The following is a 13,838-nucleotide window of genomic DNA, read 5'->3' as shown; positions in this document are numbered from 1 at the left end:
GGCCCGGCGACCGGACGAACGACATGGACGCTGAGCTGGACAACGCGCCGCTGGTGGTGGTGACCGGCGGACTGGGGCGCGTCGCCACGGTGGTGTTGCCGTGGCTGCGCAAGCACTACCGCGTGCGGCTGGTCGACAGCGCGGTCCCGGCGCGGCGAACCGCCGGGCTGGTGCAGGCCGACCTGGGCGATCCCGAAGAGACCCGCGACGCCTTGGCCGGAGCGGATGCAGTCCTGCACTTGGCGGGGAACAGCAGCCCCTGGCAGACCTGGGACAGCGTGTACGCCGCCAACGTGTGGACGACCCAGGTCGTACTCGAGGCTGCCGCGGCGCACGCCGTACCGAAGCTGGTGCTGGCCAGTTCGCTGCACGCGCTGGGTGAGTACAACCGGCCGCAGTACTGGCCTGTCGATCCACGGCTCGACCCGCGCCCGTGCTGTCCGTACGGACTGGGCAAGGTCGTCCTGGAGGCGCTCGGCCGGACACATGCCGAGCGCACCGGTACGTCGGTCACCTGCCTGCGTCTCGGCCTGACCGGTTGGCCGCCGACCGAACGCCGCTACCTCGGGCAGTGGCTGTCCGACGACGACGCCGGTCGGCTGATCCTCGCCGCCCTGCAGGCACGGGAGCGGTACGGCGTGCACTTCGGCGTGTCCGCGAACACCCGTAACTACTGGGACACCACCTCCGCCCGGCACGAGCTGGGCTACCGACCTGAAGACGACAGCGAAGCCCTGGCAGACCGGGCCGGCCCCTCCTCCGGCCCGGTCTGCCGGCTGTTCGACCCCGAAACATCCGATTGAGAGGCTGGCCATGACCACAACGAACGCAGGGCTCTCCCGCCGCCGGTTCCTGGCGCTCGGCAGCGCGGCCGCCGGCGGTGCGCTGGCGGTGGGCTGCTCACCCGCGTCCTCCACGAACACCCCGGCCGCCGCCCCTGGCACGGGCTCGGCCGCCAAGGGGACTGTGACCGTCATGTCGCAGTCGGGCGAGTTCGGCCCGAAGGAGGCCAAGGCGGCCGGGCAGGCGCTCGGACTCACCGTGAAGACCGTCGAGTACGACCTGACCAAGCTGACCGCGATGCTCGCCAGCGGCAACCCGCCGGACGTGGTCCGGGGCATGGGTGCGACGGACACGCCGTACCTGGTGGCCAGGCAGGTGGCGGAGAACCTGGATCCGTACTTCGCGAAGAGCACGTTGATCAAGGCGGACGACATCGACCCGGTCAACGACCTCTGGCGGTACGACGGTGAGAAGCAGGGCAGCGGTCCGCGGTACGGCTTCGCGAAGGACTACTCGCAGGACTGCACGATCTGGTTCAACAGCGCGCTGTACGACGCGGCGAAGGTGACCCATCCGAGTGCGACGACGCCACTGCTGCTCGACGAACTGCTCGACGAGGGCAAGCGGCTGGTGAAGCGGCAGGGCGCCAAGGTCAGTGTCTACGGCCTGAACCCGAACGGGCTGGGCCTGTTCACGCAGCTGAGCTGGCTGACCGACCTGGCCGGAGGAAAACTGACCTCGGACGACCTGGCCTCAGTCGACTTCAGCAGCTCGGAGGCCCAGCGTGCGCTCACCTGGTACCTGGACTACGCGAAGGCGGGGATCGGGCCGACCGTGCTCAACCCCGACCCGAACGGCTGGGACGGACCGACCTTCCAGGCCGGCCGGATGGCGACCACGCTCAGCGGCTACTGGCTCGGTGGCCTGTTCGCCGGCGACCCCAAGTCCGCCAAGGTCGCGGGCTTCGCGCCGGCGCCGCAGTTCGACACCGGCCGGCGGATCAGCCCGTGCTTCGGCGCGACCGGCCTGTGGATGCCCAAGGCGAGCAAGAACAAGGACGCCGCCTGGGCGGTGATGGAGTGGTTCCTGGCCGGCGATCCCGCGAAGGCGCGGGCGACCGGCGGCTGGGGCATCCCACCGCTCAAGTCGCTGCAGAAGCTGATGCCGCAGAAGCTGCCGTACCAGAAGCAGGCCTACGAGGTGCAGATGGCGGAGCAGCAGCACTTCTCGGTCACGTCCTCCACGCCGTACGTCCGGCAGGACGCGATCAACGCGATCATCACCCGTGAGTTGCCCAAGGCAATCAAGGGCACGATGACGGCCGGCCAGTTCGCCGACACGCTGAACTCGCAGATCAACCCGCAGCTCGCGGACGGAAAGAAGCGGTTGCGGTGAGCTCCGCACTGACCGAGGTACGGCGTTCCACCGTCGCGGAGACCGCGGTGGAACGCCCGGACCGGAAGAAGAAGCCGCCGACGCTGCGCAAGGCGCGCACCTTCTACCTGTTCGTCGCGCCGTGGGTCCTCGGGTTCATCGGCCTGACGGTGTTCCCGCTCGGGTACGCGTTCTGGCTCAGCCTGACGGACTCCGACGGCCTGTCGCCCAGGACGCACTTCGTCGGCTTCCAGAACTACGTCGACATCTTCCATGACCCGCTGACCCTGAGCTCCCTCGCCAAGACCGGCATGTTCGCGCTGGTCACCGTGCCGTTGTCGATCCTGGCCGGGCTGCTGCTGGCGGTGATGGTGAACCAGCCCGTCCGGGCGCGGGGGTTGTACCGGGCGCTGATCTATCTGCCGGCCGTCGTCCCGCCGGTCGGAGCGGCGCTGACGTTCCGGTTGATCTTCGACCGCGACGCCGGCGCGGCGAACGGCATCCTGAGCACCCTCGGCGCGAACCCGATCACTTGGCTGGTGGATCCGAACGCCCGCTATGTCCTGTATGCCCTGGTGCTGTGGGGCTGCGGCGGATCGATGATCATCTCGCTGGCGGGGTTGCAGGACATTCCGCGGGAGCTGCTCGAGGCCGCGCAGGTCGACGGGGCGTCGTACTGGCAGTCGTTCACCAGGATCACCATCCCGCTGCTGTCGCCGGTGATCCTCTTCCAGGTGATCACCGGCATGATCGGCTCGCTGCAGTCGTTCGCCCCCTTGCTGTTGTCGTCGGGCTCGCTGAGCGGCGCCGGAGCGGTGCCTCAGGGCAACTACCTGTACATGATCCACGTGTTCGCGCAGTACTTCAGCGCGTCCCGCTTCGGCTACGCGTCGGCGATGTTGTGGCTGCTGTTCGCGGTGATCCTGCTCGTCACCCTGCTGATCATCAAGGTGAGCGCCCGGACCGTCTTCTACACCGTCGAACCGGAAGGGGCCTCGAAATGACTCGGACCTACCGGTGGGCGCTCTCCCTTGTACTGCTGGCGGTCGTCCTGGTGATGATCAGCCCGATCCTGTGGCTGGTGTCGAGCTCGCTGAAATCGTCGGCCGACATGGCGTCGTTCCCGCCGACCTGGTGGCCGTCGCAGCCGCGGTTCGCGAACTACACCGAGGCGATCACCAGCGTGAACTTCCTCGGCGCCGCGCAGAACTCGCTGACCATCGCGTTCATCAGTACGACGTTGACCACGCTGAGCTCGGCGTGGGTCGGATTCGGGTTCGCCCGGCTGACCGCGCCTGGCAAGAAGCAGCTGTTCGTCGTGCTGCTCGCGACGATGATGCTGCCGGGGATCGTCACGCTGGTCCCGACGTACCTGATCTTCGCGAAGCTGCACATGGTCAACACGTACTGGCCGTGGGTCGCGTGGGGGCTGGGTGGTAGCGCGTTCCTGATCTTCCTGTTCCGGCAGTTCTTCGCCGGCATTCCGCGAGAGATGGAGGAGGCCGCGATCATCGACGGCTGCGGGTACGTCGGGATCTTCTGGCGGATCTTCCTGCCGCAGTCCTGGCCGGTGATCGCGGCCAGCGTGATCCTCTCCTTCACCCACGCCTGGGGCGACTTCGTCGGCCCGGCCATGTTCCTCAGCCAGGACAGCACGACCCTGGCCGTGGCGATGGCAACCGGCTACGTGAACGACAAGGGCCTCCCGATGAACAACCTGGTCGCCGCCGGCGCGGTGATGTACGTCCTCCCCGTCCTGATCCTCTTCCTGTTCATGCAACGCCGCTTCGTCAGCGGCTTCTCGACGTCAGGGATCAAATGATGAGACTACGAATCTTCGGCGCTGCCGCGCTGTTGCTCGCGGCAAGCCTCACGAACGTCCCCACCGCCCAGGCACAGGCGACGAGTCCCACGTGTACGTCCGCGCCGCAGCAACCTGCTGGGATGCGGTTGAGTTGGCACGACGAGTTCGGCGGGCAGGCGTTGGACCAGCGCTCGTGGAGCACGGTGATGGACTTTCCCGGACGGGCGGGTGGGCATTACCACAACACCTCGTACGGGAGTTACGCCGTCGACGAGAACGTCGTGCTGTCCGATGGGAAGTTGCGGCTGGTGACCGACAACAAGCCGGTGGTCGGCACGGATCCGGCCGGGACGTATCAGTACACCGAGGGGTTCATCTCCTCGCACGACAAGTTCTTCCAGACCTACGGGTACTGGGAGATCTGCGCGAAGTTCCCGGCAGGCAAGGGGTTGTGGCCGGCGTTCTGGCTGATTCCGCAGGACCGCAGCTGGCCACCGGAGATCGATGTCGCCGAATGGTTCGGGAGCATCGAGAGCATGCACAGCGGCCTGGCATCCGGCACCTGGCCCAACGTCCGCTGGGACAGCCATTGGGCGACCGGACTCAACCCCACGACTGGTTGGCACAAGTACGGCGTGCTGTGGTCACCCGGCCACATCACCTTCACCGTCGACGGCAAGCCAACCTCGAACATCACCGGCGCCCAGGTCCCCGACAAACCCATGTACGTCGTCCTCAACAGCGGCACCTGGGCCAACCCCGACCGCGGCGGCCCGCCAGACGCCACGACGCCATTCCCCAACTCGTTCGACGTCGACTACGTCCGCGTCTACTCAGCGCGGTGAGGGAGTGAGGGGACCGGCCGGGTCGAAGAGGTCGCTGGGTTGGTTGGGGTGGTGGACGCCTTGCTTGATCAGGTCGAGGGTGGTGGCGTCGGCGCGGCGTACGGTGCTGCCGTCGTCGGTCGGGAACGAATGGTCCACCGTGCAGTAGTCGGCGATGAGCCGGACCGGGTAGGACTTCTCGCGGCCGTGGAGCGTGACGACGTAGGTCCGTTGATCGGGCTGTCTGCACCCCTCGAAGCGGGCTCGCTGTGAACCTTCCGGTGAGGCGTTGACTCGCTGCGCGAACGCGGCGGCGGACTTGGCGGCGAGCTGGGATGCAGAGATCAGCGAGCCCTGCCAGTACTCACAGATGCTGGCCGAGGTGATCGGGTCCTTCGCATTCAGGCCCGTGCCCTCCGGTCCGACGTCGGTCGGCGGGCAGCCGTAGTAGTCCGTGCCGGTGATCGGGCGGGCCGAGTCGAGGATGCGGCGGCGGAGCGCGTCGTCCTTCGTCAGCACACTGATCTTCGTGCCGGCGACCAGGCGGGTCTCTTCGGTCCAGCCTGCGTCGTACTGCTTGATTCCGGGCGCCTGGACGTCGTTGAACCACAGGTACGGCGACCGCCGGCCCAGTGGGAGTACGGCGTCCTCACACGTATAGGCGCTCTTCCCGAGCCAGTCGTTGAACCGTCCGATCGTGGGGAGCGCCGTGTTGCCGAACGTCGTACAAGGCGCTGGTCCGGAGATGTACTGCGTCCACGAGTCCGGGACCTGTACCTGCGCGGTCTTGTACGACTCCCAGTGCCAGCCGGACGCGGGTGTGCCTGGGCGGGCGACCTGCGGGTCGGTCCGGAGTTCGCCCGTGAGCGAGTGGCTCGCGGTGATCGCGGTCGCGACGGCGGTGCAGGCCAGCACAGCGGCTCCGATGGTGCGACCAGTCCGGCGGCGGCGCAGGCGGTGATGGATGGTCGACAGCAGGTGCTCGTCCGACGGCGCATCCGCTGCGTGCTTCGACAGGCTGTCCGCGATCAGGTCTTCGGTGGCGTTCATATCAGGTGGCCTCCTCGACCGTGGTCAGCGTGGTCCGCAGAGTGGCCAGCGCCCGATGGACCTGCGAGCGGACGGTGGCGGGCGAGCAGTCGAGGATCGCGGCGATCTCGGCGTCGGGCAGGTCCTCGTAGTACCGCAGGATGACGGCGGCTCGTTGCTTGGTCGGCAAGGTCGCGCACAGCGTCCAGATCGCGTCCTGCTCCGCCTGCGCGTCGGCATGATCCGGCCGGGACGATGTCTGCACCGGATCCGCGGTCGGCGTCTCGTGCCGGAGGAACCGGCGCCAGCGGGAGATGTCGGCGTTCACGATCGACCGGCGGACGTACGCCTCGGGATCCTGACCGCGGCAGATCCTGCTCCACCGTGAGTACGCAGCGATCAGCGCGTCCTGCACGGCCTCCTCGGCGCGCACGTGGTCGCGGGTGAGCAGGTAGGCGAACCGCAACAGCGCGGCCCCCCGCTGCGCCACCCACTCGTCGAACTCCGGCGTCTCCATCCGGCACCTCCCACCCACATCACGCCGGTGAGCCCCGGAACGTTGCAGGGATTTAGGTCCTGTCTGGTGATCCAGACAGGACCTAGTCAGGTTCGGGAAGCGTCGGCGTCGGCAGTGCCAGCTTCTCGTCCGGCTTCGCGGCCAGTACGTCGTCGACGTACGAGCGGGCCGCCTCCATCGTGTCGACCTCGTGGCCGGCCTGTTCGGACAGGAACCAGCGGTGTTCGAGGACCTCGTGGAAGACCTCGGCGGGCTCGAGTTTGCGCTTCAGGTCGCGGGGGACCGAGCGGACGACAGGTTCGAAGACCTCGGTCAGCCACTGGTGGGCGACGATCTCCTCGTCCTCGTTCTGCTGGTCGGTCGAGGCGGCGAACGAGTCCAGGTCGTTCAGCAACCGGCGGGCCTGGTTCTCCTCGACGTCCAGCCCGGTCAGCCGCAGCAGCCGCCGGGAGTGGTGCCCGGCGTCGACGACCTTCGGCTGGATCCGGACCTGGCTGCCGTCCCAGTCGGTGATGATGTCGATCTCGGCGACGTCGAAGCCGAGTTCGTTCAGCCGGCGGATCCGCGAGTCCAGCCGGTGCATCTCGTCTCCTCCGAACTCCTCCGGAGCGGTCAGCTCGGCCCACAGCGCCTCGTACCGCTTCTGGATCGACTCGACCGTCTCCTGCGGGTCGATCGCCTCGTCGAGCAGACCGCCTTCCTGCAGGTCGAGGAGCTCACCGAACAGGTTGATCTCCGCGGTGTAGAGGTCGTGCGCCCGCTGTCCGTCGGAAATGTCCTGGTGGAGTTCACCGGTCTCGGCATCCACCAGGTACGCCGCGAACGCGCCGGCGTCGCGCCGGAAGAGGGTGTTCGACAGCGAGCAGTCGCCCCAGAAGAAGCCGAGCAGGTGCAGCCGGACGATCAGCGCGACCAGGGCGTCGATCAGCCGGTTGACGGTGTCAGGACGCAGCGTGCTGGAGAACAGCGCGCGGTACGGCAGTGAGAACTGCAGGTGCCGGGTGATCAGGATCGAGTCGATCGGCTCACCGTCGCGGTCGACCCGGTCGGTGATCACGCCGACGGGCTCGACGGACGGCGCCTCCAGCCGTTCGAGGTCGCGGAGCAGGCGGTACTCGTGCATCGCCAGGTGCTCGAGGACCTCCTTGATCGCGTACACGCTGCCGTTGACCCGGACGAAGCGGACCACGTGCCGCGAGATACCGCGCGGCAGCGCGACCAACTGCTCTTCGGGCCAGTCCTCCAGCGGGACATCCCACGGGAGCGACAGCAGACCGGTGTCCGGGCGGGTGGCGACGAATCGAGGCACGGCTCCCAGTGTGTCAGGAATCCCAAGAGGGTGTCTGAGAGTTCAGCGAGGTACGCAAGTGCTTGCAAATTCTTGCGTGAATAGGCGTAGAGTTTGCGTCATGACACGACGACTTGCAGAGGTGGCCAAGAAGGTCGGCGTCAGTGAAGCTACCGTGAGCCGGGTCCTGAACGGGAAGCCCGGCGTATCCGAGGCGACCCGGGAAGCTGTCCTGACCGCGCTCGACGTGCTCGGGTACGAGCGGCCGACGCAGCTCCGGGGGGATCGCGCCCGGCTGGTCGGGCTGGTCCTGCCGGAGTTGCAGAATCCGATCTTCCCGGCGTTCGCCGAGGTCGTCGGCGGGGCGCTCGCGCAGCAAGGTTTCACGTCGTTGCTCTGCACCCGGACGCTCGGCGGCGTGTCCGAGGCCGACTACGTGGATCTGCTCCTCCAGCAGCAGGTGTCTGGGGTCGTGTTCGCCGGTGGGTTCTATGCGCAGGCGGACGCGCCGCACGGGCACTACGAGCTGATCCAGGAGCGCAAGCTGCCGACCGTACTGGTCAACGCGGCCGTCGATCACCTCGGCTTCCCGCAGGTCTCGTCGGACGACTACGTCGCCGCGGAGATGGCCATCGGCCACCTGCGGGCCCTTGGCCACCGGCGGATCGGGATGGTCCTCGGCCCGCGCGACCACATTCCGTCGCGGCGGAAACTGGAAGCGTTCCTGGCTGCGGAGGAGGCGGATCCGGGGCTGGTCGAGCACACGATGTTCTCGCTCGAGGGCGGGCACGCGGCCGCGACCAAGCTGGTGAACGCCGGTGTCACCGGCATCGTCTGCGCCAGCGACATCCTCGCCCTCGGTGCCATCCGCGCCGTACGCCGGGCCGGCCTGAGCGTCCCCGACGAGGTCTCGGTGATCGGGTACGACGACTCCGCGATGATGAACTGCACCGACCCGCCGCTGACCACCGTCCGGCAGCCGATCGACGCGATGGGTCGCGCTGCGGTCGACATGCTGGTCGCCCTGATCGAACATGCCGTCGTCCCCGCCGACGAACTCCTCTTCGAGCCCGAGCTCGTCGTCCGCGCCTCCACCGCGCGAGCCCGCATCTAGCTGGCGCAACACCAAGCAGCCGCTGACCGATGAGGTCGGCGGCTGCTGTCGTTTGCCCTTCGGCAGGCAATCTCCCACATGAAGTCATCTTTTTGCAATGCTAGATCGAAGTATTGCGTTCGCGCGTCCAGTTCCCTACGGTGTCGGCACGAGTCAAGGGAGAGGGTGGAGATGACCACAACGCGCCGCGGGCTCAGCCTGCTGCTGGTGATGGGACTCGGGCTGGTGGCCGCGTCCTGCGGATCGGACGAGAAGAAATCGGCGGGGGCGGCCGACGGTCCGGTGACGATCACGGTCGGCTGCGAGCCGCCGAAGAGCAACCCGAAGGAACGCGAGGCCTGGGAGGCCGATGTCGCCGCGTTCCAGAAGGCGCACCCGAACATCACGGTCGAGGGCAAGGACGCGTTCCCCTGTATCAACCCGGACACCTTCCAGGCGAAGCTGGCCGGCGGCACGCAGGAGGACGTCTTCTACGTCTACTACACCGACGTCCGGAAGATCATCGAGAAGAAGCAGGCCGCCGACATCAGCCAGTACGTCGGCAGCGTGAAGCCGGTGAACGACCTGCGCAAAGACGTGATGAGCGTCTTCAAGGACGGCGACCAGACGTACGGCCTGCCGCGGAACAACTACAACATGGGCCTGGTCTACAACCGGAAGCTGTTCACCCAGGCCGGTCTCGACCCGGCCAACCCGCCGAAGACGTGGGACGAGGTCCGCGCGGCCGCGAAGAAGATCGCCGCGCTCGGTCCGGGGTACGTCGGCTTCGGTGAGTACTCGGCCGGCAACACCGGCGGCTGGCACTTCGCCGCGGAGCTGTACGCGCGCGGCGGGTCGATGGTCAGCGACGACGGGAAGACCGCCGCGTTCAAGAGCGACGAGGGCAAGGCCGTCCTCGAGAACCTGAAGAGGACGCGCTGGGACGACAACTCCATGGGCAGCAAGCAGCTGCTGCAGTGGGAGGACCTGATGCGCATGATGGGCGGCGGCAAGCTCGGCATGATGATCGGTGCGCCGGACGTCGTGCAGTCGGTGAACAACGACTTCAAGGGCAGGTTCGACGACTACGGCGTCACCGCCGTACCGGAGTCGGACGGGAAGTCGTCGCTGAGTGGTGGCGACGGGTACATGTTCAACCCGAAGGCGTCGCCGGAGAAGATCAAGGCGGGACTGCTGTGGCTCGAGTTCCACGAGCTGACGCCGGGCCAGGGCCAGTTCAACTACGCGCGGTCGAAGGAGCAGGGCCGGCCGGTCGGTCTGCCGATCCCGGACCTGTACGGGAACAGTGCCCCGGGCAACGAGATCAACTCGCTGCGCAAGCAGTACGCGACGGTCCCGGTCGACAACTTCACGCCGTACGTCGCTGCCCAGGGGAACATCACCAACAAGCTCGAACCCCCGAAGGCGCAGGAGCTGTACGCCGTCCTCGACGTGGCGATGTCCGCGGTGCTGACCCGCAAGGACGCCGACATCGACAAGCTGCTGAATGACGCCGAGAGCAAGGCCAACAAGATCCTCGCGAAGAACACGTAATGACGGTGACCGAGGAGCGGGTCCGTCGTCCCCAGCCGGGGGCGACGGACCCGCGATCCCCAGACGACCACGGCGCCCTGCGGAGGGCGGTGGGGCGAAACCTCACGGCGTACGGGTTCCTGTGCGCCGCCCTGATCTGTTTCGCGCTGTTCTCCTGGTATCCGATGATCCGGGAGATCGTGCTGAGCTTCCAGCAGAACAACTTCGTCGATCCGGGGGAGTGGGTCGGGTTCGACAACTTCCGCACGGTGATCGCGGACCCGGCGTTCCGGGCCGCGTGGCTGAACACCGCGGCGTTCAGCGGGCTGGCACTGGTGATCGGGTACGCCGTGCCGTTCGTGCTGGCCGTGGTGCTCAACGAACTCAAGCACGCGAAGGCGTACCTGCGCTTCGTCGTCTACCTGCCCGTGATGCTCCCGCCCGCGGTCGCCGTACTGCTGTTCAAGTGGTTCTACGACCCCGGAGCCGGCCTGTTCAACCAGGCGCTCGACGCGGCGCACCTCCCGCCGTTGAGCTGGCTGGACTCGACGAGTACGGCGCTCGTCAGCCTGGTGATCGTGTCGACCTGGATGAACCTCGGCACCGGCACGCTGATCTACCTCGCCGCGCTGCAGAGCATTCCTGGCGACCTGTACGAGTCGGCGGAGCTCGACGGAGCCGGCCTGTTCAAGCGGGTCTGGCACGTGACGATCCCGCAGACCAAGCTGATCCTGCTGGTGATGCTGCTCCTGCAGGTCGTCGCCACGATGCAGGTCTTCATCGAGCCGTACCTGCTGACCGGCGGTGGCCCGGAGAACGCGACCGTCACCGTCGCGTACCTGATGTACCAGTACGCGTTCAACTTCGGTGACTTCGGCGGCGGCTCCGCTCTCGGTCTGATGCTGATGATCGTCCTGCTGGTCTTCTCCACGATCTACCTGCGCGTGTCTCGCGAGGAGGCCGAGCGATGAGAACCCTGGTATCACCTCTCGCGCTTCGCACCCCGCGCGGCCGGATCATCTACTGGACGATCCTGATGTTCACGGTCGTCGGCTTCACCGGCGCGTTCGTCTTCCCCTTCTACTGGATGGTGAGCGGCGCGCTCAAGTCGCCCGACGAGCTCGCGCAGATCCCACCCAGCTTCTTCCCGAAGTCGGTCGACTTCAGCGTCTACAAAGAGGCGTGGGACCAGCTCCAGTTGGGCGTGTTCCTCAAGAACACTGCCGTGTACGCCGGTGGCGCGTGGCTGTTCACGCTGGCGGTCGACGTGTCCGCGGCGTACGCGCTGTCGAAGCTGCGGCCCGTCCTCGGGAAGCTCGTGCTCGGTGCGATGCTGGCGACGTTGATGATCCCGCCGATGGTCCTGCTGCTGCCGACGTACTTGGTGGCGAAGGACCTGCCGATCCTGCACCTGGACCTGCTGAACACGCCGTGGGCGATCTGGTTGCCGGCGGCAGCGAACGGGTTCTTCGTGTTCCTGCTCAAGCGGTTCTTCGACTCGATCCCGAAGGAACTGCTGGAGGCGGCCGAGATCGACGGTGCGTCACCGCTGCGGATCCTCTGGTCGATCGTCCTGCCGGTGTCGCGGCCGATCATCGGCGTGGTGTCGATCCTGTCCGTGGTCACGGTGTGGAAGGACTTCGTCTGGCCGCTGCTGGTGCTGCCGGAGACGGACAAGATGTCGATCAGCGTCGGCATCGCGTCGCTGTCCGCCCAGATGCCGCAGAACGTCCTGATCGCCTCGCTGGTGATCGCCAGCCTGCCCACGATCCTTGTCTTCTTCGTGTTCCAGCGCAGCATCATGGCGGGCCTGACCGCCGGAAGCCTGAAAGGTTGAGGAGATTCGATGGCCGACGAATGGTGGCGTGGAGCTGCGATCTACCAGGTGTACCTGCGGAGTTTCGCGGACGGCAACGACGACGGCATCGGCGACCTGGCCGGACTGCGCGCGAAGCTGCCGTATCTGGCGGAGCTCGGGATCGACGCGATCTGGCTGAACCCGTGGTACCCGTCGCCGATGGCCGACGGCGGGTACGACGTCGCCGACTACCGCGCGATCGACCCGGCGTTCGGCACCCTCGCCGAGGCGGAGGCGTACATCGCGGAGGCGCACGCCCTGAACATCCGGACGATCATCGATATCGTGCCGAATCATGGGTCCGACCAACAGGACTGGTTCGTGCAGGCGCTGCGGGCCGGTCCGGGATCACCCGAGCGTGAGCGGTTCCTCTTCCGGCCGGGCCGTGGTGATGGACCGCCCAACGACTGGCAGTCGATCTTCAACGGACCCGCCTGGTCCCAGGTCGAGGACGGCGAGTGGTACCTGCACCTGTTCGCCCCGGAGCAGCCCGACTTCAACTGGCGGAACCCCGAGGTCGTCGAGGAGTTCCACGACATCCTCCGGTTCTGGCTGGACCGCGGTGTCGATGGCATCCGGATCGACAGTGCCGCCGTACTGTTCAAGGACCTGGACAGTGCCGAGGAGTCGTACACCGATCACGACGAGGTGCACGAGGTGTACCGCGGCTGGCGGCGGATCTCCGACTCCTACGACGGCCGGTTCTTCGTCGGTGAGATGTGGATGCCGGACCAGGAACGTTTCGCGCTGTACCTGCGGCCGGACGAGATGCAGACCGCGTTCAACTTCGACTTCCTGTCCCGCCCCTGGGAAGCCGCGGAACTGAAGGCGTCGATCGACCTCACGCTCTCCACCCATGTCCCGATCGGCGCACCGCCGACCTGGGTCCTGTCGAACCACGACGTCACGAGACCGGTCACAAAGTACGGGCGCGCGGACACATCCTTCTCACACCAGGACCGCAAGCACGGCATGCGAACCGATCTCGTGCTCGGCGAACGTCGTGCGCGAGCCGCGGCGCTGTTGGCGATGGCGCTGCCTGGTGGGTTGTACGTGTATCAGGGCGAGGAACTCGGGCTGCCCGAGGTGGAGGATCTGCCCGACGAACTGCTGCAGGACCCCATCTTCAGGCGCTCGAAGGGCGCCGACCGCGGCCGAGATGGTTGCCGCGTGCCCCTACCGTGGTCCGGCAAGGAGCCGCCGTTCGGCTTCGGCACCGGTACGCCGTGGCTCCCGCAACCACGTGACTGGAAGAACCTCACCGTCGAGTCCCAGTACGACGACCAGAACTCAATGCTCACCCTCTACCGCACCGGCCTCCACCTCCGCCGCAATCTCCTAGGCGACGGCGCACTCACCTGGCTCGACTCCCCGCGGGACGTCCTCACGTTCCGCCGCGAGACCCTCACCTGCATCACCAACCTGAGCCACACCGCCGTACCCCTCCCACCCCACGAGGAGGTCCTGCTGACCAGCGTCCCCCTGGACAACGGCGCCCTCCCACCACACACCACCGCCTGGATCAGCTGATCGCGGAGTGTTCGGTGTTCGCCGATTGCCGAACACCGAACACTCGCGTCGCTGTGCGGCATCTTTGAGAAGCCACCGACCATTCCCGGGCCCAGATCATGGTCGGTGGGTTCTCAAAGACGCAACCTCGGACCCGATCCGGGCCGAGTGGGGAGTCAGACAGGCTGATTCAGAGCGGGCCGGCGCACCTGAGCCCGTCGATTCG

At 67.1% G+C, this 13,838-nt stretch carries 13 protein-coding genes; 10 read left to right on the top strand and 3 right to left on the bottom strand.

The genetic code is table 11. From position 1 onward, the window contains the following. Nucleotides 1-23 precede the first annotated feature (23 nt). Genes EV649_RS12065 through EV649_RS12045 form a run of 5 tightly spaced genes read left to right on the top strand, consistent with a single transcriptional unit; the run spans nt 24 to nt 4,806 of the window. Nucleotides 24-803, top strand: coding sequence for an NAD(P)-dependent oxidoreductase (locus EV649_RS12065; protein ID WP_130383288.1), 780 nt, complete (start codon nt 24-26; stop codon nt 801-803). 10 nt (nt 804-813) lie between these two features. Then, entirely contained in the window at nt 814-2,178 is a 1,365-nt protein-coding gene (locus EV649_RS12060) for an extracellular solute-binding protein (RefSeq protein ID WP_130383287.1), read from the top strand. Beyond that, a complete protein-coding gene (locus tag EV649_RS12055; RefSeq protein WP_198682410.1) occupies nt 2,175-3,161 on the top strand; it encodes a sugar ABC transporter permease in 987 nt (328 codons plus the stop codon). The genes EV649_RS12060 and EV649_RS12055 overlap by 4 nt, the downstream gene beginning before the upstream one ends. Next, complete coding sequence (locus EV649_RS12050) at nt 3,158-3,979, top strand: carbohydrate ABC transporter permease (protein WP_130383286.1); 822 nt, start codon at nt 3,158-3,160, stop codon at nt 3,977-3,979. The genes EV649_RS12055 and EV649_RS12050 overlap by 4 nt, the downstream gene beginning before the upstream one ends. Further along, nucleotides 3,979-4,806 (top strand): glycoside hydrolase family 16 protein, encoded by an 828-nt coding sequence (locus EV649_RS12045; RefSeq protein ID WP_157996229.1) that lies wholly within the window; start codon nt 3,979-3,981, stop codon nt 4,804-4,806. Before EV649_RS12050 ends, EV649_RS12045 begins: the two co-directional genes overlap by 1 nt. On the opposite strand, the gene EV649_RS12040 is transcribed toward EV649_RS12045, so the two are convergent. The 3 genes from EV649_RS12040 to EV649_RS12030 form a co-directional block, all read right to left on the bottom strand. Then, nucleotides 4,795-5,835 (bottom strand): hypothetical protein, encoded by a 1,041-nt coding sequence (locus tag EV649_RS12040; protein WP_130383284.1) that lies wholly within the window; start codon nt 5,833-5,835, stop codon nt 4,795-4,797. The genes EV649_RS12045 and EV649_RS12040 overlap by 12 nt on opposite strands. A gap of 1 nt (nt 5,836) precedes the next feature. After that, entirely contained in the window at nt 5,837-6,331 is a 495-nt protein-coding gene (locus tag EV649_RS12035) for a SigE family RNA polymerase sigma factor (protein ID WP_130383283.1), read from the bottom strand. Between the two features lie 82 nt (nt 6,332-6,413). Beyond that, nucleotides 6,414-7,640 carry a DUF4032 domain-containing protein gene (locus EV649_RS12030; RefSeq protein ID WP_130383282.1) on the bottom strand — a complete coding sequence of 409 codons (1,227 nt, stop codon included), beginning with the start codon at nt 7,638-7,640 and terminating at the stop codon, nt 6,414-6,416. A gap of 100 nt (nt 7,641-7,740) precedes the next feature. Between EV649_RS12030 and EV649_RS12025 the strand changes: the two genes are divergently transcribed. From EV649_RS12025 to EV649_RS12005, 5 genes are all read left to right on the top strand, one after another. Beyond that, a complete protein-coding gene (locus EV649_RS12025; RefSeq protein WP_130383281.1) occupies nt 7,741-8,733 on the top strand; it encodes a LacI family DNA-binding transcriptional regulator in 993 nt (330 codons plus the stop codon). Between the two features lie 171 nt (nt 8,734-8,904). Further along, nucleotides 8,905-10,266, top strand: a complete 1,362-nt coding sequence (locus EV649_RS12020) for an extracellular solute-binding protein (protein WP_130383280.1) — start codon at nt 8,905-8,907, stop codon at nt 10,264-10,266. Between the two features lie 89 nt (nt 10,267-10,355). Further along, nucleotides 10,356-11,216, top strand: a complete 861-nt coding sequence (locus EV649_RS12015) for a sugar ABC transporter permease (protein ID WP_241997996.1) — start codon at nt 10,356-10,358, stop codon at nt 11,214-11,216. Beyond that, entirely contained in the window at nt 11,213-12,082 is an 870-nt protein-coding gene (locus tag EV649_RS12010) for a carbohydrate ABC transporter permease (protein ID WP_130383278.1), read from the top strand. The genes EV649_RS12015 and EV649_RS12010 overlap by 4 nt, the downstream gene beginning before the upstream one ends. A 9-nt stretch (nt 12,083-12,091) precedes the next feature. Next, nucleotides 12,092-13,633, top strand: coding sequence for a glycoside hydrolase family 13 protein (locus EV649_RS12005; protein ID WP_130383277.1), 1,542 nt, complete (start codon nt 12,092-12,094; stop codon nt 13,631-13,633). Nucleotides 13,634-13,838: the final 205 nt, after the last annotated feature.

The sequence above is a fragment of the Kribbella sp. VKM Ac-2569 genome (assembly GCF_004216905.1).
Lineage (GTDB): Bacteria > Actinomycetota > Actinomycetes > Propionibacteriales > Kribbellaceae > Kribbella.
Note: the sequence above shows the minus strand (reverse complement) of the source record. Positions and strands in the feature narration are given on the sequence as shown.

What these genes read in the sequence shown, in the direction of transcription:
- EV649_RS12065 (WP_130383288.1), top strand. Translation starts at nt 24, where the DNA reads ATGGACGCTGAGCTGGACAACGCGCCGCTGGTGGTGGTGACCGGCGGA.
- EV649_RS12060 (WP_130383287.1), top strand. Translation starts at nt 814, where the DNA reads ATGACCACAACGAACGCAGGGCTCTCCCGCCGCCGGTTCCTGGCGCTC.
- EV649_RS12050 (WP_130383286.1), top strand. Translation starts at nt 3,158, where the DNA reads ATGACTCGGACCTACCGGTGGGCGCTCTCCCTTGTACTGCTGGCGGTC.
- EV649_RS12045 (WP_157996229.1), top strand. Translation starts at nt 3,979, where the DNA reads ATGAGACTACGAATCTTCGGCGCTGCCGCGCTGTTGCTCGCGGCAAGC.
- EV649_RS12040 (WP_130383284.1), bottom strand. Translation starts at nt 5,835, where the DNA reads ATGAACGCCACCGAAGACCTGATCGCGGACAGCCTGTCGAAGCACGCA.
- EV649_RS12035 (WP_130383283.1), bottom strand. Translation starts at nt 6,331, where the DNA reads ATGGAGACGCCGGAGTTCGACGAGTGGGTGGCGCAGCGGGGGGCCGCG.
- EV649_RS12025 (WP_130383281.1), top strand. Translation starts at nt 7,741, where the DNA reads ATGACACGACGACTTGCAGAGGTGGCCAAGAAGGTCGGCGTCAGTGAA.
- EV649_RS12020 (WP_130383280.1), top strand. Translation starts at nt 8,905, where the DNA reads ATGACCACAACGCGCCGCGGGCTCAGCCTGCTGCTGGTGATGGGACTC.
- EV649_RS12010 (WP_130383278.1), top strand. Translation starts at nt 11,213, where the DNA reads ATGAGAACCCTGGTATCACCTCTCGCGCTTCGCACCCCGCGCGGCCGG.
- EV649_RS12005 (WP_130383277.1), top strand. Translation starts at nt 12,092, where the DNA reads ATGGCCGACGAATGGTGGCGTGGAGCTGCGATCTACCAGGTGTACCTG.